22 protein-coding genes, 1 tRNA gene and 1 pseudogene are annotated in these 20737 nt (G+C 69.6%); 14 read left to right on the top strand and 10 right to left on the bottom strand.

Going from position 1 to position 20737, the window contains the following annotated elements; genetic code table 11:
* Positions 1-512: 512 nt before the first annotated feature.
* The 7 genes from ACFY1H_RS35890 (at position 513) to ACFY1H_RS35860 (ending at position 4298) form a co-directional block, all read left to right on the top strand.
* Positions 513-896, top strand: a complete 384-nt coding sequence (locus ACFY1H_RS35890; protein WP_386953937.1) for a DUF5134 domain-containing protein — start codon at positions 513-515, stop codon at positions 894-896.
* 50 nt (positions 897-946) lie between these two features.
* Positions 947-1339 carry a hypothetical protein gene (locus tag ACFY1H_RS35885; protein WP_386953935.1) on the top strand — a complete coding sequence of 131 codons (393 nt, stop codon included), beginning with the start codon at positions 947-949 and terminating at the stop codon, positions 1337-1339.
* Positions 1340-1489: 150 nt separating this feature from the next.
* Positions 1490-1900 (top strand): Lsr2 family protein, encoded by a 411-nt coding sequence (locus ACFY1H_RS35880; protein WP_360594053.1) that lies wholly within the window; start codon positions 1490-1492, stop codon positions 1898-1900.
* A gap of 466 nt (positions 1901-2366) precedes the next feature.
* A complete protein-coding gene (locus ACFY1H_RS35875; protein WP_366585693.1) occupies positions 2367-2594 on the top strand; it encodes a hypothetical protein in 228 nt (75 codons plus the stop codon).
* 10 nt (positions 2595-2604) lie between these two features.
* On the top strand, positions 2605-3333 hold the full coding sequence (locus ACFY1H_RS35870; protein ID WP_386953931.1) for a flotillin family protein: 729 nt from the start codon (positions 2605-2607) through the stop codon (positions 3331-3333).
* Positions 3315-3755 carry a hypothetical protein gene (locus ACFY1H_RS35865; protein ID WP_386953928.1) on the top strand — a complete coding sequence of 147 codons (441 nt, stop codon included), beginning with the start codon at positions 3315-3317 and terminating at the stop codon, positions 3753-3755. The genes ACFY1H_RS35870 and ACFY1H_RS35865 overlap by 19 nt, the downstream gene beginning before the upstream one ends.
* Positions 3756-3899: 144 nt before the next feature.
* A complete protein-coding gene (locus ACFY1H_RS35860; RefSeq protein WP_366585689.1) occupies positions 3900-4298 on the top strand; it encodes a TOBE domain-containing protein in 399 nt (132 codons plus the stop codon).
* A 38-nt stretch (positions 4299-4336) separates the two neighbouring features.
* On the opposite strand, the gene ACFY1H_RS35855 is transcribed toward ACFY1H_RS35860, so the two are convergent.
* Positions 4337-5122: a sulfite exporter TauE/SafE family protein gene (locus tag ACFY1H_RS35855; RefSeq protein WP_366585687.1), complete on the bottom strand. Its 786-nt coding sequence runs from the start codon at positions 5120-5122 to the stop codon at positions 4337-4339.
* A 119-nt stretch (positions 5123-5241) separates the two neighbouring features.
* Between ACFY1H_RS35855 and ACFY1H_RS35850 the strand changes: the two genes are divergently transcribed.
* The 5 genes from ACFY1H_RS35850 to ACFY1H_RS35830 all read left to right on the top strand — a co-directional run bounded on the left by ACFY1H_RS35850 (position 5242) and on the right by ACFY1H_RS35830 (position 9230).
* On the top strand, positions 5242-6249 hold the full coding sequence (locus tag ACFY1H_RS35850) for an extracellular solute-binding protein (RefSeq protein ID WP_386953924.1): 1008 nt from the start codon (positions 5242-5244) through the stop codon (positions 6247-6249).
* On the top strand, positions 6250-7080 hold the full coding sequence (locus ACFY1H_RS35845) for an ABC transporter permease (protein ID WP_366585683.1): 831 nt from the start codon (positions 6250-6252) through the stop codon (positions 7078-7080).
* A 3-nt stretch (positions 7081-7083) separates the two neighbouring features.
* Positions 7084-8133 (top strand): ABC transporter ATP-binding protein, encoded by a 1050-nt coding sequence (locus ACFY1H_RS35840; RefSeq protein ID WP_386953919.1) that lies wholly within the window; start codon positions 7084-7086, stop codon positions 8131-8133.
* A 127-nt stretch (positions 8134-8260) separates the two neighbouring features.
* Positions 8261-8527: a hypothetical protein gene (locus ACFY1H_RS35835; RefSeq protein WP_386953916.1), complete on the top strand. Its 267-nt coding sequence runs from the start codon at positions 8261-8263 to the stop codon at positions 8525-8527.
* Positions 8528-8771: 244 nt separating this feature from the next.
* Positions 8772-9230, top strand: a complete 459-nt coding sequence (locus ACFY1H_RS35830) for a hypothetical protein (protein WP_386953913.1) — start codon at positions 8772-8774, stop codon at positions 9228-9230.
* Between the two features lie 630 nt (positions 9231-9860).
* Here ACFY1H_RS35830 and ACFY1H_RS35825 read toward each other — a convergent pair.
* Together ACFY1H_RS35825 and ACFY1H_RS35820 are read right to left on the bottom strand one after the other, a co-directional pair.
* A tRNA-Leu gene (locus ACFY1H_RS35825) sits at positions 9861-9934 on the bottom strand.
* A gap of 31 nt (positions 9935-9965) precedes the next feature.
* A complete protein-coding gene (locus ACFY1H_RS35820) occupies positions 9966-10577 on the bottom strand; it encodes a TetR family transcriptional regulator (RefSeq protein WP_366585675.1) in 612 nt (203 codons plus the stop codon).
* 50 nt (positions 10578-10627) lie between these two features.
* Here ACFY1H_RS35820 and ACFY1H_RS35815 point away from each other — a divergent pair, with 50 nt between their 5' ends.
* The gene (locus tag ACFY1H_RS35815; protein ID WP_386953910.1) at positions 10628-12352 is read left to right on the top strand and encodes a multicopper oxidase family protein; all 1725 of its coding nucleotides are present in this window, start codon (positions 10628-10630) and stop codon (positions 12350-12352) included.
* A gap of 54 nt (positions 12353-12406) precedes the next feature.
* Here ACFY1H_RS35815 and ACFY1H_RS35810 read toward each other — a convergent pair whose 3' ends face one another.
* From ACFY1H_RS35810 to ACFY1H_RS35800, 3 genes and pseudogenes are all read right to left on the bottom strand, one after another.
* Positions 12407-13732, bottom strand: a complete 1326-nt coding sequence (locus tag ACFY1H_RS35810) for an NAD(P)/FAD-dependent oxidoreductase (protein WP_366585671.1) — start codon at positions 13730-13732, stop codon at positions 12407-12409.
* Positions 13733-13816: 84 nt separating this feature from the next.
* A pseudogene (locus tag ACFY1H_RS35805) lies at positions 13817-14288 on the bottom strand (hypothetical protein).
* Positions 14288-14944 (bottom strand): endonuclease V, encoded by a 657-nt coding sequence (locus ACFY1H_RS35800; RefSeq protein ID WP_386953906.1) that lies wholly within the window; start codon positions 14942-14944, stop codon positions 14288-14290. The pseudogene ACFY1H_RS35805 and the gene ACFY1H_RS35800 overlap by 1 nt, the downstream one beginning before the upstream one ends.
* Positions 14945-14984: 40 nt before the next feature.
* Between ACFY1H_RS35800 and ACFY1H_RS35795 the strand changes: the two genes are divergently transcribed.
* Complete coding sequence (locus ACFY1H_RS35795; RefSeq protein ID WP_386953903.1) at positions 14985-16469, top strand: S10 family peptidase; 1485 nt, start codon at positions 14985-14987, stop codon at positions 16467-16469.
* Between the two features lie 19 nt (positions 16470-16488).
* Here the strand turns inward: ACFY1H_RS35795 and ACFY1H_RS35790 are convergent, their stop codons facing one another.
* The 4 genes from ACFY1H_RS35790 to ACFY1H_RS35775 all read right to left on the bottom strand — a co-directional run bounded on the left by ACFY1H_RS35790 (position 16489) and on the right by ACFY1H_RS35775 (position 20656).
* Positions 16489-17352 (bottom strand): LLM class flavin-dependent oxidoreductase, encoded by an 864-nt coding sequence (locus ACFY1H_RS35790; RefSeq protein WP_386953901.1) that lies wholly within the window; start codon positions 17350-17352, stop codon positions 16489-16491.
* A 43-nt stretch (positions 17353-17395) separates the two neighbouring features.
* Positions 17396-18328, bottom strand: a complete 933-nt coding sequence (locus ACFY1H_RS35785) for a hypothetical protein (RefSeq protein ID WP_386953898.1) — start codon at positions 18326-18328, stop codon at positions 17396-17398.
* A 148-nt stretch (positions 18329-18476) separates the two neighbouring features.
* Positions 18477-18851, bottom strand: coding sequence for a hypothetical protein (locus ACFY1H_RS35780; protein WP_386953895.1), 375 nt, complete (start codon positions 18849-18851; stop codon positions 18477-18479).
* A 95-nt stretch (positions 18852-18946) separates the two neighbouring features.
* Positions 18947-20656: a S8 family serine peptidase gene (locus tag ACFY1H_RS35775; RefSeq protein ID WP_386953892.1), complete on the bottom strand. Its 1710-nt coding sequence runs from the start codon at positions 20654-20656 to the stop codon at positions 18947-18949.
* Positions 20657-20737 lie beyond the last annotated feature (81 nt).

Below are 20737 nucleotides of genomic sequence, written 5' to 3'. Positions count from 1 at the left end.
TCACGAATCGCGACTGTGCGTGGTCTACCGGGTACTCGTTTCGATCACCTCCGGTGGAAGGGGGTCCCTCTCGTGCCGGCGTCCCTGTCCTGGCTGCTGACGGCCACGTTCGCCGCGCTGGCGTGGGTGCCACTGGCGGAGCTCTGGCGTGGGGTTCCTGCTGCTCCGGCGGAGGTCACTGGGCGGCGCGAGTCTCCAGTGGATGTCCACGGTGGTCAGGCGTTGTCGTGTGGCGTGGGTTCATCGTTGCCCGCCAACACTGTGGGGCCGTCGTTGCCCGCCGACGCTGAGGGCTCGTCTTTGCCTGCCAACGCCAGCGGCTCGCCGTCGCCCGCCATCGCCGCGGACCCGCCGTTGCCCGCCAACGCCGGCGGCTCGCCGCTGCCCGCCAACGCCGGCGGCTCGCCGTTGCCCGCCAACGCCGGGGGCCGCCGTCGCCCGCCACGGCCGCGGACCCGCCGTTGCCCGCCAACGCCTCGTCGTCGCTCCGGCGGCCGACCCGCTCCGACTCTGTGGCCGAACTCGTCCTCTGCTCCGCGATGATCGCCATGACCTGTCCCGTCGGCGCCCCCATCCCCGCCGCCGGCTGGCAGGCCGTGCTTCTGCTCACTCTGGGCTGGTCCCTCACGACCCGCCGCCTCCACCACCTCGCCCCCATCACGGCGATGCTGTTCATGCTCACCGCCATGCCACATCCCGCACACGACCACGGCCCGTGGCTCACCATGCCCACCATGGGCCACGGCTGGTGGACCCCCATCACCTTCGCCGCGGCCGCGTGGTTCCTCCTCGAAGCCGCCCACACGGTCCCCGCGTGGCGCACGAACCCAACCCACGCGTTGTCCCGCGCGGGCATGAGCCTCGGAATGGCTTGCGCGCTCGTCGCGTCCGGCTGAGACGGCGATCTCGGCGTAAACCTGTTCCTGTGCCCGTAATGTGAGCACTCGTGCTCTCCACAACTCGACGGCTGACCGCGCAGTGGACCGCCCAGTACGGCGAGGACGCCGCAGCAGACTGGGCCGCACACTGCACCGAGGAAGAATTCATCCGCGTCTGCGACGTGGCCGACTGGCTGATCTACCTCGGACCGCCCACTCCGTCCGGCGGAGGCATGATGGCCGCCAAAGCCCTCGCGATCGCTGCGGTTTTCGTCCATGAAGGCACCCCGCGCCACCTCGCGCGCAAGAACCGGAAGAAGCTCGACCCGGCCCGCTACGCGGAACCCGATCACACAATGGACAGCTCCGCGGACCTCGAAGCGCAACGCCGGGCCGGCCAGTACCACGGCGTGACGGAGCAGTTCGAGACCTTTTGGTCACCTTCCGTCGACGTTTCCTGACCCGCGACACCGCCTCAACCGCACCGGGAGTTTCCCCGACAGTTTCGGTGCCTGCATTTCCCCGACCATTCGATGCTACGATCACAAACGATCGCCACATTCGTGCGCCTGGTCACGGTCAGCATGCACGCCAATTTCAAAGGAGCACTCATGGCCCAGAAGGTTCTCGTCGAAATGCTGGACGACATCGACGGCAGCCCGGCCACCCAGACAGTCCCCTTCGGACTCGACGGTGTCAGCTACGAGATCGACCTGTCCGACGACAACGCCGCCGCGCTGCGCGATGAGCTCGCGCGCTACATCGGTGCGGCCCGCAAGACCGGTGGCCGCAAGGTGCGCGTCGCCGCGGGGCAGCCGACGGCGGCCACCCCGGCCGACCGCGAGCGCTCGCGCACGATCCGCGCGTGGGCCAACGAAAACGGCTACCAGATCTCCGAGCGCGGCCGCATCCCGTCCGACGTCGTGAGTGCCTACGAGCAGGCCGAGCTCGAAGCCGCCAAGCCCTCGGCGCCGGCCCGCAAGCGCCCGGCGCGCAAGAAGGTCGCCGCCGCCAAGAAGTAGTACGGCGAGCCCGCTGACCGAGGTACCGGCTCGTTGACAACGGACCCCCCCGTTCGTCAACGAGCCGGCGCCAGTCGGTCCACAGTGGATCGCCACCCCCGCGACGGTTTCCGCCGAACCGGTACCGATCGCGTAAACAAGATCCGAACTCGCACAGTTCCACCTCAGCCCGTCGATCAAGCGCGACGACGTTCCACCCACCGGAACCAGCCCCGCGCCACGCCATCGCCAGCTGGCCGAACGTGTCCGGCGTGCCCCTTCCGCCGACGTTTGCACAGCCCCCGATCCCCCCGCGCCCCGCGAATCGCAACAACTCCGACGCCGACGTGGCGCAGTTGTGCCCTGGTGGCGGGTGTGCCGCCGTGGGACACTTCACCGATCGTTCCCATGGTGCCGCACCGGTGCCGCCGGCTCTGGACCCAAGCAGGTGGGACACCACGCCCGAGTTGTCCGGAGGTGTCGGGTAATGCACGCCGATCGGTCGCCGCAGGGGCGGACCGGCGTGCTGCTCATCGGCACCCGCGGGCCGGAAGGCCCCGGTGAGGTCCTGGTCCGGATCCGCGGCGGCACCGAGACCTACCGAGCCTACTCCGAGGTGCCGCTCGCGAAGGGCACGACCGTGCTCGTCGTCGAATCCCTCCCCCATCGTGCCGTCGAGGTCATCGCCTGGACGGATCCCTTCACCAGCAGCTAGGAGAACGACGATGTTCGGTTATCGCGTGCCTGCACCCGACGAGGCGATGCTCATTTCCGGTGGCAAGAGCAGCGGCACGGGAGAGACGCCGTTCCGGGTGGTCACCGGGCACGGCGCGTTCGTCATGCCGTTCTTCCGGAAAGTGCGGTTCCTGACGCTCAGCATGTCCGAAGCCGAGGTGTCCGAAACCTGCGTGACCAAGCAGGCCATCGCGCTCAACGTCCGCGCGGTCATCGCGTTCAAGGTCGGCAACGACACCGAGAGCATCGTCAACGCCGGCCAGCGGTTCCTGTCCGACCAGCAGCAGATGTCGGTCCTGACCGGCCGTATCTTCGCCGGTCACCTGCGTTCGATCGTCGGCTCGATGACCGTGGAGGAGATCGTCACCGAGCGCCAGAAACTCGCGACCGAGGTCCTCGACGGATCGGCCGCGGAAATGGCGAAAATCGGCCTGACCATCGATTCCCTGCAGATCCAGTCGATCGACGACATGAAACTCGGCTACATCGCCGCCATGCCGCACCGCACAACGCGGCCATCCAGCGCGAGGCCCAGATCGCCCAGGCCCGCGCGGACCAGGCCGCGGCCGAGGCGGAGCAGGAATCGCAACGGCGGCAGGCGGAGTACGCGCGGCAGACCTCCGTCGTGCAGGCACAGTACAAGGCCGAAGTCGATAAAGCTCAGGCCGAAGCCGCGCAGGCCGGTCCGCTGGCCCAGGCCATGGCCCAACGCGAGGTGATCGACGCCAGGACCGAGCTGGCACAACGGGAAGCCCTGCTGCGCCAGCAACAACTGGTTGCCGAGGTCGTCAAACCCGCCGAGGCCCGCGCCGAACAGGTCCGCATCATGGCCCGCGCCGACGCCGAGGCCACGGAGGTCACGGCCGCGGCCGCCGCGTCCCACAACCGCGTCGCCCTCGACCGGCTCCTCATCGAGCAGCTGCCCCAGATCGTGAAGGAAGCCGCCGCGGGCCTCAGCGGCGCGAACGTCACCGTCCTCAATGGAGCCGACGGCCTCGGCCAGGTCGCGGCCGGCCTCGTCGGCCAGGGCCTGGCCATCCTCGATTCCGTGAAGAAGACCGTCACCGACTCCGGCACGCCCCAGCCGGCACCGGACAACGGCCCCGCGGAACGCGACAACAACCACGCTGTCACGAGCTGACGCACGAGCACGCGTTCTGACAATTTTCGTAGCCTGGTCCCGATTCTCGAAGAGCCAGGCCGCGAAACGCCCCTCACGCCCAAGTCCGCGTCACCCGGCTCCGTGCCGAATGCCCACCGGCCGCCTCGCGTCTATGCTTCCCGGATGCCGCAGTACCGGATTTCCGAGGCAGCGAGGCTGCTGGGCGTGAGTGACGACACGATCCGGCGCCACATCGACGCCGGGGCGCTCACCGCGACCAAGGATCGGGGCAAGCGGTCCGTGATCGACGGTGGGGAGCTGGCGAAGTTCGCTCGCAGCCAGGGCGACTCCGCTCCCGACCCGACTGCCGTGGGGAGTTCGGCGCGCAACCGGCTGGTCGGGCTGGTCACCTCGATCGTCGCCGACAACGTCATGGCGCAAGTCGAGATCCAGTGCGGCCGGGACCGCGTGGTTTCCTTGATGAGCACCGAGGCGGTGCGGGAACTTCGCCTCGAGCCGGGTTCGGTGGCTGTCGCGGTGATCAAGGCGACCACCGTGGTCGTCGAAACTCCGAACACCTGATCGGCCAGGCACCGGACGGATTCCGGTCGCGCCAGGATTCAGCCGAGCGTGGCTTGGACGACGTAGAGCGCGCCGATGCCCAGGGCGAGGATGCCGAGCAGGAGGCGGAGGCCGGTTTCGGGGAGCCGGGGCTGCAAGCGGGTGCCGAGGTAGCCACCGAACAAGCCGCCGAGGCCGCAGGCGAGGCCGACAAACCAGTCGGGAGCGATGTCGCCGGTCGAGGTCATCGCGAGCAGCGCGAACGACGTGGCGCCGACGAGTGATGTGACGAAGGTGGAGGCGAGTGCGGCCGGGGCGGCGGTGGCGACGGGCACTCCGCGGCTGACGAGGATCGGGCTGAGGAGCGAGCCGCCACCGATCCCGTAGATCCCGCCCACGATGCCGACCACCAGGGCCAGCGCGACGGTCGCGCGCGGCGACGGCGGCGTATCGGCGTGGTGCTCGGCCGGACGCAGCGCGCGAACGCAAAGCGACAGGCCGAGGGGAACCAGGAAGGCCGCGACCAGGAGCCGGAACACGCCGGGGCCGGGCACCGCGAACACGCGGATGACGGCTCCGATCACGACGCCGGGAACGGTACCGGCCAGCAGCAGCCGGGTCAGCGGGCCGCGGAGGTGGACGTTGCGGCGGTGCCGGATGAGCGCGCCCGGGCCGGCGACGACGTTGAACAGCAGGTTCGTCGGGGTGACCGCCGGGCTCGGGACGCCCAGGACGCTGACCTGCACGGGCAGGAGGAAGACGGCGCCGGACACGCCGACGGGAGCGGTCACCGTCGAGATGATCAAGCCCGCGACGAACGCGAGCACCTCCGTCGACCAGCTCACTGCCGTCCTTCCCGTCCTTGCGTGTGTCCTGACTGTGAAGTGTGGACTGTTCGGCGCTGTCGTCCGGACCTCACGGTCGGTAGCCTTGCTCACTCTGCGACGCGGCAGGAGGGCGCACGATGCGACGTGGCTTCGGGCTCAGGTTCCTGGCAATCGGTGCGGTGGCCGCTGTGGTGGCGGCGTGTGGGTCGCCGCCGCCGGCACCGTCGGCTCCGGCGGGTGGTTCCGCCGTGCCGGTCACCGGCACGTTGATCGTGAACGGGGCGGGCACGTTGGCCAAGCCGTTCACGGCCATGATCGCGGCGTTCAAGGCAGAGAACCCCGGTGTGACGGTGCAGTCGCGCTTCGCCGGGAGCGTCGAGGTGGTGCGGGGCATCACCGAGCTGCACAACCCGGTCGACGTGCTGGGTGTGGCGGACTACTCGCTGATCCCGTCGAAGATGTACGGCACGCAGTTCGCGAACTGGTACGTCGGGTTCGCCTCGAACCGCATCACCTTCGCCTACACCGACCAGAGCAAAGGTGCCGCCGGCCTGACGGCGGACAACTGGTTCCAGGTGCTGGCGCAGCCGGGAGTCCGGATTGGACGGTCCAATCCGGACACCGATCCGTCGGGGTATCAGACGTTGCAGATGCTCGCGCTGGCACAGAACCATTACCACCAGCCGAATCTGTCGGCCGCGGTGCTGGCGAACTCCCCGCCCGAGACGATGGTCGGCACCGAAACGCAGCTGCTACCGGCGGTTTCCACCGGGCAGATCGACTACCTCGGGATCTACCGGTCCGACGCGTTGCAGCACCACTTGCGGTTCCTGGACTTGCCCAGCCAGATCGACCTGTCCGACCCGGCGCAAGCCGCGGCGTACGCGACGGTCAGCGTGCCGACGTCCTCAGGGCCACGGACGGGCAAGCCGATCGTGTACGCGCTGACCGTGCCGACCAACGCGCCCAACGCGACGGCGGGCCTGAGGTTCGTCGAGTTCGTCCTCTCGCCGGCGGGTCAGAAGATCATGTCCGACAACGGGTTCACCGTGGTCAACCCGGCGGTCGCCGGGGTCGCCGACGGCGCGCAAGTGCCCGCGTCGGTGCGGCCGCAGACGGTGCCGGCCACGCTGCCCGGGGGCTGAATGAACGAGACGGTCGGCCGCGCGGCGCCGCGGCGGGTGCACGGGTTGTTCTCGGCAGGGCTGTGGGTCGCGAGCGGGCTGCTGCTGGGGTTCATCCTGCTGCCCGTACTCGGCCTCGTCACTGCCACCTCGCCCGGAAGTCTCCGGGACGCCGCGGCCGACGACGAGATCCTCGACGCGCTGGTGCTGAGCGTTCAGGACGCCGCGATCACCGCCGTGGTCGCGACGGTGCTGGGTGTCCCGCTCGCCTACCTGCTGGCCCGGCGGCGGTTCCCTGGACACGCGCTGGTGCAGGCGATCGTGGACCTGCCGCTGGCGGTTCCGCACACGGTCGCCGGGATCGCCCTGCTGTTCGTGTTCGGCCGCACGGGCTGGCTCGGCGCCCCGTCGCAGGCCATCGGATTGTCGTTCTACGGCACGCAAGCCGGGATCATCGTGGCGATGCTGTTCGTCAGCGCGCCGTTCGCCGTCAACAGCGCGCGGGTCGCGTTCGAAGCCCTTGACCCGAACGTGGAACGTGCCGCCCGAAGCCTCGGCGCCTCGCCGGGCCAGACGTTCCGGCGGGTCAGCCTCCCGCTGGCCTGGCGCGGAGTCCTGACCGGCGCGGTGCTCGTGTACGCCCGCTCGATCAGCGAGTTCGGCGCAGTCGTCATCCTCGCCTACTACCCGGCCACCGCCCCGGTGGCGATCTACAACCTGTTCCTGTCCTCGGGGCTCGCCGAGTCCGCGTCGGCGGCGGTGCTGCTCCTGCTCGTCGCCCTGGCCACGTTCCTCGTGCTGCGCACGCTCGCCTCCGGGTGGCTCGTCGGCAGCACCCGGCCCCGGCGGTGACGCGTGCTCACCGTCACCGACCTGCTCACCCGAGCGGGCTCTTTCCGGCTCGGGCCGCTGGACCTCACCGTGCCCGCCGGCCGCGTCCTGGTCGTGCTCGGCCCCTCGGGCGCGGGCAAGAGCATGTTGCTCGACACCATCGCCGGCTTCCGCACGCCGCGGCGCGGGCGGGTGCGCCTCGACGGCGAGGACATCACCGGCCTGCCCGCCGACCTTCGCCGCATCGGCGTGGTGTTCCAGGACGCCGCCCTGTTTCCCCATCTGTCCGTTCGCGACAACGTCGGCTTCGCCCCCGCGTTGCGCGGCCACCGGGGCACCCCGGAAGTGGGGGAACTGCTCGCGCGGTTCGGCATCGCCCACCTCGCCCGCCGCGCGCCTCGCTCACTCAGCGGCGGGGAACGGCAACGGGTCGCGCTGGCCCGCGCCCTCGCCGCCCGACCGGCCGCCCTCCTGCTGGACGAACCGCTCTCGGCACTCGACCAGCCCGTCCGGGAGGAGCTGCGCGAGGTACTGCGCGCGACGCTGCGCGACCTGGCCGTGCCCGCCATCCACGTTACGCACGACCGCGACGAAGCACTCCGCCTCGCCGACGACCTGGCCATCCTCGACGCCGGCACCCTCCGCCAGACCGGCCCCACAGCCGAACTGACCCGCCACCCCACCGACGCGGTCACCGCACGCCTGCTCGGCTGGACCGCCCTCGGCCCCGCACGCCACGACACCAACGGCCTGCACGTCGGCGACCTGCCGATCAACCCCACGGCCCCCGGCAACGGCGCGACGCGGGGAACGGTGTACTACCGGCCGGAAGAAGTCGTCCTCGGCAGCCCAGGCCCGCGCCCGTCCCCGGCGCTGCGAGCACGGGCCCGCGTCCTCGAGGTGGTCCGGACCATTCCGCTCGCCCGGGTCCTGCTAGCCACCACCCCGCCGCTCACCGCGCTCGTGCTGCACCGCGACCTCGACGAGCTCAACGGCGAAGTGGAAGTCACCGTGCCCCGCCACGCGCTGCGCATCATCGGACCCGCAACACCTTCGCCCCCGAGGGGGACTTGATCTTGCTTGCGCCCCTTGTCGCGGCTCTGACCTGCGCCGGGTCGATTTTCGGTCCACATCGGCGACTGCCAAGTGTCGTCGAGCGTTGTTGGCGCTCACCAGCCACGACGGCGGGTACGGTCGATGCGTGATCGCTGGTGAGCAGCCGGACTTGGACGAGATCGAGGCGCATTTCGTCGCGCTTCTTGACGGGCGAATGAGCCGTGACGCTGCCGACCGGTGGGCTGGTCGGTGGCTGACTGATGACGGTCTCTCGTGGGATGAGCTGAGCCTGTGGGCCTTGCAACTTCTCTTCGGAATCGATCTGCGTCATGGGCCTGGCGAGGATTACCTGCATGACGACAGCCAGGTGCGGGACTGGCTTGTCGAGCTAAGGAGTCGACGTGCCCGGTGACTTGCGGCTTTCGCGGGCAGCAGTGCGGCACTGTGAGGCAGGACTGTGTCGGTACGGGCCTAGAGATTCGAACCCCTGACGTTCTGGTCTGGTTCCTACCTCTGCCGCTGTGCGCCAACCGTTGTCGACTTCTGGCATTGATTTCTGGCAGTTGACTGGCAATCCAGCGACTCACCGGTCACCTACTCAGTGAGGGCCTAGGAAATCGAGTGAAGATCAACGACGTCCCTGGAAGGCTGGGGGCATGGCGTCTCCCGACGATCAAGAACTGACCGCCGCCGCTCAGGACGCCGACTCCCCAGACTGGTCCGTCCGCGCATCGGCCGGTCGGCGGCTCGCGGCATCGGACAAGATCGACGGAATCACGGACGTCCTCCACCGTCTCCTCTTGGATCTCCGAGACTCCGCGGTCACCCAGGAGACCGCGGAGGCCCTGCTCACACGCAAGGACACGGCTGGCCTGCGCTGCGTGCTGCTGGGGAGCAGCCGAGCCGTCGAGTTCTCGACCAGAGATGAGCTCGTGGCCGGTCTGGACTGCAACCCGGAGCGGATGACGACCGCAGGCGCGGATCGGCTGATCCAGCAACTGCACGAGCTCGCTGCCGATGACGACGACGGGGTCCGCGACGAGGCCCCCAGGATCCTCTCGCGTCTGCGGCCGAAAAACCAATGGGCACGCGACTCGGACAACGACCAGCTCTGATCCGACACGACAGCACAGCCAAGTCCTCATCGGCTGGTCCATCACTGCCGGGGCTAGTTGTACTGATCATGCCAGCACGCACCCAGTTCCGAGATTAACTACAAGCAGGGCCTCTTCGTCCATGCCGCCGACTGGCGCCAGCCCGATCGAGCCTGTCAACGGCGCACCGGCTTGCCTGCCGCCGGCATACCTCGGGACTGCGCCCTTGACAGGCTTGATAGCCCGCGGGAGGTCGGGATGGACGACAGGCACACACGGACGCAACTGGCGTGCTCGGCTCGACCATCCTGGAGACCTGCCCGTCCGGCGAGGACATCTCTTGATCAATAGACCTGTTGACGGCCCCGCCGGTGGATGGTCGCTTGCCCGCGGGTTAAACACGGTGCTCAGCCGCCCCGGAGGGGCCGCCTTGACGACGCGAAGCTCAGCTCACGCCAGATCGCCGACCAGCTCGGGCACGCCCGGCCATCGATCACCCAGGACGTCTACATGGGCCGCACGGTCGTCTCTCGTGACAACGCGATCGCGATGGAAAGCATGTGGATCGACGGGGCTCAGCCAATTCCGGGGATAAACCGGGGGTTGATCTTGGCGAAGAGCCAGGGGAAACGCCCTGACCTGCGCCGGCAGTGCCCCCGACGGGGTTCGAACCCGCACTGGGTCGATTTTAAGTCGACTGCCTCTGCCAGTTGGGCTACGGGGGCACCGACACCTTAGCGGGGCCGCCGCGGGACGTCAGATGTGCGGCGTGTGATCCGCCACAGCGGATGCCGGCGCGAGCTCCGAGGCGCCGACCGGGCCGAGCGCGTCCATCAGCAGGTCCAGGTACCGCCGCCAGCCCTCCGAGGCGCCCGCGGGGAATGACGGCAACGTGCCCAGCAGCATCAGCACCAGGCGCGGGACGTCGTCGGGCACGAGGTCCGGGCGGAACGCCCCCGAGGCCTGCCCGGCGGTCACCAGGGCGGCCACCGGCGAGAAGAAGCGCCAGGCCAGGTCCATCGTCAGCGCGCCCACGTTGTTGGCCGCGGCGAACAGGGGTTGCTCGGCGGCCGCCAGACCGACGGCCGCCTCCAGTGCGACGTAAACGCCCTCCCGCGGATCGTCGAGGGAGGCGGCTCGGGACAGCACGGGCGCGATCGCCTCGTCGAACCGCGCCTCCAGCACCGCGCGCACCAGGTCCTGCTTGTGGGGGAATCGCCGGTACAGCGTCGCGACGCCGACGCCGGCCGCCGCGGCGATCTCCTCCATCGGCACGGTGACGCCGCCGGCGGTGAAGACCGAGTAGGCGGCGTCGACGATGCGGCGGGCGTTGCGGGCGGCGTCAGCACGCAGCGGCTGCGGGGGCATGCCCTACACTACCAACTGATAGCTCACTATCACTTGGACAGGAACCTCCCATGGCAGAAGGCATTTCCCGTCGACGGCTGTTCAAAGCCACCGCGGCCACCGCGGCCACCGCCGCGATCCCGGCCAGACCGCGAACCGACGTGGACCTCCGCACCTTCCCCTCGCCCGACCTCGCGCCCTACGTCGACGAGCTCCCGATCCCGCAGACGATCCGCGGCGACCAGCGCCTCGCCATGGCCGAGTCCACCCACCGTTTCCACCGCGACCTCGCCCCCGCGCCCACCTGGTCCTACGGCGGCGCCGAGTACCTCGGTCCCACCATCGAGGCCCGCGCGAACCAGCGCCTCGAGCTGACCTTCGACAACAACCTGGGCAAGCACCTCTTCGCCGCAGACGTCGACCCCACGCTCGACGGCGCGTCCGAAGAAAGCCGCACCAGGCCCCACAGTTCGGTCCACCTGCACGGCGCCGTCACGCCGCCCGAGATGGACGGCCACCCCATGGACGTCTTCCACCCCGGCGAAAGCCGCACCTACCGCCACGAAAACCGCCAGCCCGCCGCCGGTCTCTGGTACCACGACCACGGCATGGGCCTCACGCGCCTGAACGTCCACGCGGGACTCGCCGGCATGTACCTCCTGCGCGACGAAGGCGACACCGGCGACCGCACCAACGCGTGGCGGCTGCCCAGCGGCGAGTTCGAGCTCCCGCTGATCCTGGCCGACCGCCGCTTCCACGCCGACGGCTCGCTCAACTACCGCACCCTCACCCTCGTGCCGCAGGGCCACTGGGACGGCGGCCAGATCGGCGATCGCATGACCGTCAACGGCAAGGTCTCGCCGTACGCGGCGGTCGCCCGCGGCCAGTACCGGTTCCGGGTGCTCAACGCGTCGAACTTCCGCGCGTACCACCTGTTCTTGCGCGACCGGCGCCCGTTCCACGTGATCGGCAACGACGCCGGCCTGCTCGACGCCCCCGTCGTCACCACCGACATCCGCCTCACGCCCGGCGAGCGCGCCGACCTCGTGGTCGACTTCTCGGACCTCGAAAAGGGCGAGCACGTCGACCTGATCAACGACCAGACCGAAGCCGCGCTCATCGCCCTCGTCACCGGCGCGCAGCCACTGCCCGAAGTCGTGCGGTTCACCAGCACGGGCGCGAAAGGTCACCAGCAAGCACTGCCGACTCGCTTGCGTGTCACGAAAAAGCCGTCGGCGCCCGATCGCCGCCGCGTCGTCACGCTCACCCAGGACCTCAAGCTCACGCGCTGGCCGCCGATCGGCATGTCGCTCAACAACCTGTGCTTCGAGGACGACCCGATCGCGATGCCGCGCCAGGGCACCACGGAGCTGTGGGAGGTCGTGAACCTCACCATCGAGGACCACCCCGTGCACCTGCACCTGGTGAACCTGCACCTGCTCAACCGCCAGATGTTCGACCCGGTCGCCTACTCACTGGCGAACCCGCGCCCGCCCCTGCACACGGAATGGGCGCCGCCGCCGGACGACTTCCTCATCGGCCCGCCGCAGCCGCCCGCGCCGTGGGAAGCGGGGCCGAAGGACACCGTGAACTGTCCGCAGAACACCGTCACGCGCTTCCTCGTGCACTTCCCGACGGCCGACGAGCTCGGCTTCGACCCGGACGCGACGTTCACCCCGGCCGCCACAGCGATGCCCGGCATGAACATGGACCTGCAGGGCTACGTCTGGCACTGCCACATCCTCGACCACGAGGACGACTGCATGATGGCCCGCTACCGCCTGGTCGAGCCGTAAAACGACCGAAGCCGGACCTCCCGTCGAGGAGGTCCGGCTTCGGCGTGGGAACACTCAGCCCTTCGAAACCCGGGCGAACTCTTCCTTCGGATTGTTGATCTGCCCGAGCGAGATCACCTCACGGCGGAACAGGCCGCCGAGCATCCAGTCGAACAGGATGCGGGTCTTGCGGTTCCACGTCGGCATCGCCTTGAGGTGGTACGCGCGGTGGAAGAGCCAGGCCGGGAAGCCCTTGATCTTCAGGTTCAGCGCGTCGGCGACACCCTTGTGCAGGCCGAGGCTGGCGACCGCACCGAGGTTCTTGTGGAAGTAGTCCTTCGGCTGGCCGCCGCGCAGGACCTTGATGATGTTCTTGGCCAGCAGCGTGGCCTGGCGCACGGCGTGCTGCGCGTTGGGCGGGCACGTCGCCGTCGGGTCCTGCTCGGTGCGCGAGAGGTCGGGGATGGCGGCGTTGTCGCCCGCCGTCCACACCTCGGGGTGGCCGACGACCTGCATCGCGGCGGTGGCCTCGACGCGGCCGCGCTTGTCGAGCGGCAGGTCGGAGTCGGCGAGCACCGGGTTGGCCTTCACACCGGCCGTCCAGATGAGCGTGTCGGTGTCGAACTCGGTTCCGTCCGACAGCACGACGTGACCGTTTTCGAACGACTTCGCCGCCGTCGACAGGTAGACCTCGATGCCGCGCTTCTCCAGCTGCTGCACCGTGTACACGCCGAGCGTCTCGCGCACCTCGGGCAGGATCCGCCCGGCGGCCTCGACGAGCACCCAGCGGATGTCGGCGGGCTTGATGTTCGGGTAGTAGTTCTCCACCGCGAACCGGGTCATGTCCTCGAGCTCGGCCAGCGCCTCGATGCCGGCGAAGCCGCCGCCGACGACCGTGAAGGTCAGCAGGCGCTTGCGCAGCTCGGGGTCGAGGGTGCTGGCCGCCTCGTCGAGCTTGGTCATGATGTGGTTGCGCAGGTAGATGGCCTCGCCGATGGTCTTGAAGGCGATGCCCTGCTCCGCCAGGCCCGGGATCGGGAGGATGCGGGCGACGGCGCCGAGCGCGACCACGAGCACGTCGTAGTTCAGCGTCTCGATGTGGCCGTCGGCGGCCTCGACCGTGACGGCCTTGCGCTCGTTCTCGATCTTCGTCACGCGCGCGGTGAGCACGTGGCAGCGCTTGAGCACGCGGCGCAGCGGCACCACCACGTGACGGGGTTCGATCGCGCCGGCCGCCGCCTCGGGCAGGAACGGCGCGTAGGTCATGTGCGGCTGAGGGTCAACGACGGTCACGGAGGCCTCGTTGGCGCGCAGCATCTTCTGGAGCCCGTACGCGGTGTACAGGCCGACGTATCCACCACCGAGGATCAGGATCCGAGTCGGTTCCGACTTAACAGCCATGACTCCATAGTCGCACTTGCCGAGCCGTATCGCTCGGGTACCCCGCCCCGCTGTGACCAGCATCGCCATGCAGGCGGTAACGATTCAGAAGAGGCCTGCGGCCCTGGCCGCGGAGGCGAACACGTCACACACCATCGCGTGAGTCACACGGCCCGTCTGGACATTACGGGGTGACACGTGGTAGCAGCCGTGCAGCTGTCGGTCACCAAGCCCGACGACGGTCCCGTGGCCGGGCTTGGTGACCGACAGCCTCGGCGACGGGACCGGCCACCCCACGTCGGCGAGCCAGTGGCGGCAGGTGTCGCGCTCGGCCGGCGTCGGCTTGTTCTCGGGTGGCGCGCAGCGGACGGGCGAGACGAGACGGGTGGCGCGGAGGATGAGTCCGCACGGCCAGCGCGGCGTTCGCCGGGCCGAAGCCGCGCACGAGCGTGGCCCACTACTCGTCTTCGAGGTAGGCGGCGCGCTTCGTGGCCGCCACGTTCTCGCGCCACGCCACCAGCCGCGGGCACGCGCGGCACTCGATGACCGCGGCGTCGAGGTCCGCGAGGGTGTCCATCAGCGGCCGGCCAGGGCCGCGCGGCAGAGGTGGTCGGCGGCGCGCGTCGTCTCGGGAAGGCGGTAGCGCGGGCTCAACGCGAGCGTGAGCCGGACGGCGTGGTCGAGGTTGATCAGGTGGCCCGCGGAGACGTACACCGGCTTCACGCCGGGCCGCGTGCGCACGACGGCGTCGACCTGCTCGTCGCCGTCCAGCAGCGGGGCGGTGTCGCCGGGTTGCGGGCCGGGCTCCGCGTGGGTGCCGACGAGCCGGGTCTTGCCGACGCCGAACGCCGGGGTTCCCGTGAGCACCCCGAGGTGGCACGCGAGCCCGAAGCGCCGCGGGTGGGCGAGGCCGTGGCCGTCGCAGGCGAACACCTCGGGCGGGTGGGTGAGCGCGGCGACGGCGTCGAGCAGCGGCGGCAGCTCGCGGAAGGCGAACAGGCCCGGCTCGTACGGGAAGGTGACCTCGCCCGTGACCACGCGTTCCTCGACCACGCGCAGGTCGTCGAGGGCGAGCGTGACCGCGGCGGCGGCGATGCGCGTGCCGGCGGGGTCGTACGCGACGTCGAGGCCGGTCACCGTCGCCGGCGCCGGGCGGGCGTCGGTGAGGTCCACGCGGCGGCGGAGCGCGTCCTGGGCCTCACGGGCTTCGGGAATCGTGGCGGGCCAGCGCATTCCGTCAGCTTTCCACAGCGAGGTTGGCTAAGTTGGGTCCATGTCGGACACCACCGAAGAGACCCCTGAAAAGCCGGCCACCGCGGAGAAGCCGCCGGAGCCCGTCGACGACCTCGTGACCACGCACCACACGCTCACGGTCAAACGCCGCAAACTGGCCTACACCGCGCAGGCCGGTCGCGTGGTGCTGCGCCAGGAGGTGCAGAAGGACGGGAAGTCGGAGGGCCACAAGCCCAAGGCCGAGGTCTTCCTCACCGCGTACACGCTCGACGACGCCGACCCGGGCACGCGCCCGGTCACGTTCGCGTTCAACGGCGGCCCCGGCTCGTCCAGCATCTGGCTGCACATGGGCCTGCTGGGCCCGCGGCGGGTGCTCTCGGGTGACGTCGACGACCTGGTGCCGCCGCCATACGGGCTCGAGGACAACACCGAGACGCTCCTCCAGCACAGCGACCTGGTGTTCATCGACCCGGTCTCCACGGGCTACTCGCGCGTGACCGAGGGCGGCGAGTCGAAGGACTACACCGGGTTCCAGGGCGACATCGAGTCGGTCGCCGAGATCATCCGGCTGTGGGTCTCGCGCGACGAGCGCTGGCTGTCGCCGAAGTTCCTGGCCGGCGAGTCATACGGCACGCTGCGCGCGGCCGCGCTGGCCGGGCACCTGCAGGACCGCTACGGCCTGTACCTCAACGGGCTGCTGCTCATCTCGTCCGTGCTCGACATGGGCACGCTGCGCTTCCAAGACGGCAACGACCTGCCGTACTCGCTCTACGTGCCCACCTACGCGGCCATCGCGCACTACCACGGCTTCCACGGCGAGCGGCCCCTCGACGACGTGCTCGCCGACGCCGAGGACTTCGCGTCGAAGGAACTGCCGTGGGCCCTGGCTCGTGGTGCACGGCTGTCCACTCAGGACCGGGCGGAGGCCGTGGCTACGCTCGCTTCACTGACGGGGCTTTCGGAGTCCTATGTGGACCGGGTGAACCTGCGGATCGAGCACGTCCGCTTCTTCACGGAGCTGCTGCGCGACCGCGGCCTGCTCGTCGGCCGCATGGATGGCCGCTTCACCACGTGGGAGGTCGACGGCGGCCGCGAGCACATGAGCGACGACGCGTCCATCTCGCGCATCATCGGCGCCTACTCGGCGGGCTTCAACCACTACATCCGCGCCGAGCTCGGCTACCAGAACGACCTGCCGTACGAGATCCTGTCCGGCGATGTCTTCAAGGCGTGGTCGTACAAGGACTTCGAGGGCCGGTTCGTGTCCGTTGTGGACTCCGTGAGCGCCGCCATGCGCGCGAACCCGCACCTGAAGGTCCACGTCGCGTTCGGTCACTACGACGGCGCCACGGCGTACTTCGCGTCCGAGCACGTGCTCGCCCACCTGCAGATCCCGGACGAACTGCGCGAGAACATCGAGACGGCGTACTACCCGGCCGGGCACATGATGTACGTGCACGAACCGACGCGGATCCAGCAGTCGAAGGATCTGGGGAAGTTCGTGAAGTCGGCTTCGAACCGGTGATCGTTTCGGGCGTTTCGGTCTAGAGGACGAGGTCGGCCAGCCGGTCGACCTCGTCCGGATCCGCCACGGTCGGCGTGAACGTGAGCTCGTTCAGCCCCGCCGCTTCGAAGTCCCGCACGATGGCCCTGATCTTCTCCGGCGTCCGCACCGCTCCGTCGGCGATCGTGTCGGCGTGATCTCCGGCGTACGCGTAGTAGGAGCGCAGGTACTCGTCGCCGCTCTCGGGCCGCGACGTCGAGAAATACGCCAACCCCAGCAACCGCGGTTCGCCTCCGCGGCCGGCTTCCGCCCACGCTTGCCGGATCTCCTTCACCGTCGGCTCCGCTCGCGCCGGCCCACCACCGGCGCCCGTCCAGCCGGCCGCGTGCTCGACCGTCCGCCGCACCGCCCGCTTGCTGTGCCCACCGATCAGGATCGGTATCCCCGGCGGCTCCGGCACCACGGCCCTGCTCTCGCCCGGGAAATCCCCTTCGGCCACCGCTTCACCGCGCCACGCCCGCTTCAGGTAGCTCAACTGGCGATCGAACGCCGCGCCCCGCCCGGCGAAATCCCGGTCCACCGGCAGGTAATCCGACTCCCGCGCCCCCACACCGAGCCCGAGCGTCAGCCGCCCTTCCGCCAACGAAGCCACGGTCCCGGCCACCTTCGCCAGCACCGCGTCCGGATACGTCGGCCCCAGCACCGCGTTGGTGACCAGCCCGATGGTGCTCGTCGCCCCCGCCACACCCGCCAGCGCCGTCAACGAGTCCAGCGACGGATACGCCACCCGCCCGATCGTCGACACGAACACAAACCCACGCCGCTCCGCCCGGCGCGCCCACTCGAGCACCACCGGCCCACTCGTGCCGGGCACCGTGTTGGGAATTCCGATACCGATCCGCATGCCGCCAGTGTGCAACCCCCGGCCGCCCACCGCAGCACTCGGCTCAGGGCACGAAAGCCGCGCCGACGCTCTGGTTGTTGGCCTCGATCAGGAACGAGTTGTGCGCCGCGTTGGCCGTAACCCTGGTGTACACCACGAAATCGCGCGAACACGCCGCGACGATCGGGGCATTCGTCACCCAGGTGTTGATCTTGAAGTGGTGGACGGTGTTCGTCACGGTCACCCCGGCGAGGGGACCGTTGGTGGTGGTGTTGCAGACGTTGCCGTTCGCGTCGAGCTGGTTCACCACGAGCTGCGTGCCGACCAGCGAGTTCGCGCCGTCCATGCGCGCGCCGGCCGAACGTTGGCAGAGCCCGTTGTCCGCGTTGTAGCAGACGGTGATGTTCACGTCCCCGATCGCCTGCACCGCCGTCGCCCCGGCGGGCGCGGTGAATGAGACGGAGTTCGCAGTCGCTGAGGAGTTCACCAGCACCTTGCCGTTGAACGTCTGCTTCACCGCGGCAATGGGCCCGTCGACGTCCTGCAGGTACGACGACGCCAGCACCGAGATGTGGCCACTCACGTTCGCCGCGTGGTTCACGAACTGCGCATACACCGCGCACGTCAGCGCACTGTCCACCGGCGCCGTCACGAACCCGCGGGTGAGCAACGTCGTCGCGGTGTTCGCGAGCACGTTCTGCCCGCTCACCAGCTGCGCCGCGTTCACCGTCTGCCCCGGCCGCCGGCAGTACACGAGGTGCGACACCTCCGTGACCTGCGCGGCGCCGGTGACGTTCAGCTTGCTGCTGACGTACCGCGTCTCCCCGGCCGGTACCGTGACCGCCGCCCCGAGCGCCCGCGTGTGCTTCCCCGCGGCCGGCGTACCGGACGGATCACTCGCGTAGCCCCCGGGCGCCGAGATCGGCACGGTGGTCGCGGCGCTCGCCGCCCCGGCCCCGGCCATCAGCCCCGCCACGACCATCCCGACCACGGCCACCTTGGCCCACCCACCACAACGCACAGCCCCCACCCCCCAGGCGCGGCACTCGACGCGCCGGCTCCATCGTTGGGTGCGCCGGTTTGTGGTGTCAATGCCCCGACTGCCGATTCACCGGTGGGGACGCTCGAATCACTCCGGCTGCAGTTCAGAGGCGGTACGGGTAGAGGTGCACCTCCGCGGCCGCAACCCGAACCCTCTGCCCGACCCGAGGCACCGGCCCGGAAAACTCCACCAGCACCACGTCGCCGCCGACCCGCAGGGTGACGACGTCATCGACAGCCAGCACCTCTCCGGTCAGCGATGCCTGGGCATCCTCGCGAAGACCGCCCTCGAGCGCGAACCCGAGCCCGGGAACGACTTCCCACTCCGATACCTCAGCCGGCAAGTCGAGCTCGACGTGCACCTCCCCGAGCACCGCCGGCCCTGATCCTTTCCAGAAACCCGAAGCACTACCGGCCGCCGACCTGAACCGCACCAAGCCTCGCGCCGCGTCCACGACTCGGACGATCTCGACTTTCACCAGCCCATTCTCACCGCAATATCCCGGCAAACAGAACGGCCCCGCGCCAAGGCAGAGAAAACCTCGACACGGGGCCGTCAACCCACCAAGACCGACTACTTCACGTACTTCGCCCCGCGCGTCACAGCCGCGTAAGCATCCACCGCGCCATGACCGTAAAACCCGTTGAACGCAGCATTCCCGTTGCAAGTAGCCGTGAACGACTCGTCCCGGCCCTCGTCCAGGTAGTCCACCGTCCGTGGCACCGGGCAGGCGATCGGCGAAGCCGTTCCCTCCAACACCCGCTGAACGGCGTCCGGGTCCATCCCGAAACCGGAACCCGACTTCTTCCCGTACTCCGAAACGATCAGCGCCGCCACGCCCGCGGCGTGCGGCGTGGCCATCGAAGTCCCCTGCAGCCACTGGTAGTACCCGACCCGGCCGTCACGGGCGACGGCCTTCTGCACGCCCGCGGCAACCCCGGCCGGAGTCACGTTCCCGGCCGCGTCGACGTTCCCCTCGGCCACGGCCACGTTGCGCGGATAGGCTGACAGGATCTCGTTCTCCACCTTCTGGAACCAAGGCGTCCCGAAGCCGTCCCGGTAATACCCGCCCGGCGCGGAAACCGAGATCTGCTCGGTCCCGTAATTGGAGTAGTCCGCCTTCGCCTGCGACGGACCGAAAGCGGCGACACCGATCGTGTGCGGGCCTTCCGTGGGCATCGACAGGCAGGACGCGTTGTCGATCTGCCGCGGGTGCGCGGCCGTGCTCGGGTAGTCCGGGCTCGTGGCGTCCGGCAGGGGCGCGCCGAGGTCCGTGTGCTCGTTGCCCAGCGCGACGACCATCGAAACGCCCTTGCGGTGCGCGTAGTTCAGCGCGCGCGTGGTGGCCTCGATGACGGTGCGCTGCTCGGCCTGTTCCTCGGCGGAGTCGGCCGGGTTGGCGCGGCAATTGTAGAGCCACGGGTCGGTGTAGAAGCTCATGTTGACCACGTCGATGCCCGCGTCGCCGGCGTAGGTCAGCGCGTCGACGGTCGGCTGCAGGAAGAAGAAGCCCGAGTCCTGGCCGGCGCGGATGTTCACCAGCGAGACGCCCGGGGCGACGCCCGAGACGCCGAAGCCGTTCACCGCCGCGCCGATCGTGCCGGCGACGTGGGTGCCGTGGCCGTTGTCGTCGTGGTCCGCGGGGTCGACGCAGCCGCGGTACTCACACGGGCCGTCCACCACGGCGCCGTTGACGTCCGCCACGATGTCGCGCGTGAAGTTCCGCGAGTCGGCGCGGTCGAAGTTCGGCGCGATGTCCGGGTGACTCGCGTCGACGCCGGTGTCGATGATGCCGACCTTCACGCGCTTGTCGCCGGGCTGCTTGGTGCGTGCGAGGTCCGACCGGGTGGACTTCAGGCCCCAGAGCTGGTCGTCGAGCGGGTCTGTACCGGAAGCGCCGCGCTTGGCACCCGAAGAACCCGAAGAACCCGAAGCCCGGCCCTCCTTCTCGACCGCGTCGTGCTTCACCTTCTTGCCGTCGCGCGGCGCCGACCCGATCGCCTTCGACCGGGCCGCGCCGAACACCGCGCTGCTGGACGACACCCGCGCCACGAAGCCCGAAGCCGGCGCCGAAGCCGTGATCAGGCCGACGGCGTCGTTGCGGGCCACCACCGTCCCGCCGGCGGCCTCGACCGCGGCCACGGCGGCGCCGACGTCCGAACGCGCCAGCACCGTGAACTCCGTGACCGGGCCGGACACCCCTGCCGACGCGACCGGCACGAAAGCAGTCGCACCGAGCAGGGGTACCGCCAACACGGCGAGAAGCAGTCTGGGTCTCTTCACGGGTCCTCCTCCAACGCGAAAACCGACAATGCAACGTACATACCGGACACACGTTGCAGCAATCGCCAAGCGGAGGAACCC

This window comes from Amycolatopsis sp. NPDC001319 (assembly GCF_042896185.1).
GTDB lineage: Bacteria > Actinomycetota > Actinomycetes > Mycobacteriales > Pseudonocardiaceae > Amycolatopsis.
The sequence above is the reverse complement of the archived record's forward strand: the minus strand, read 5'-3'. Positions and strand labels throughout refer to the sequence as shown.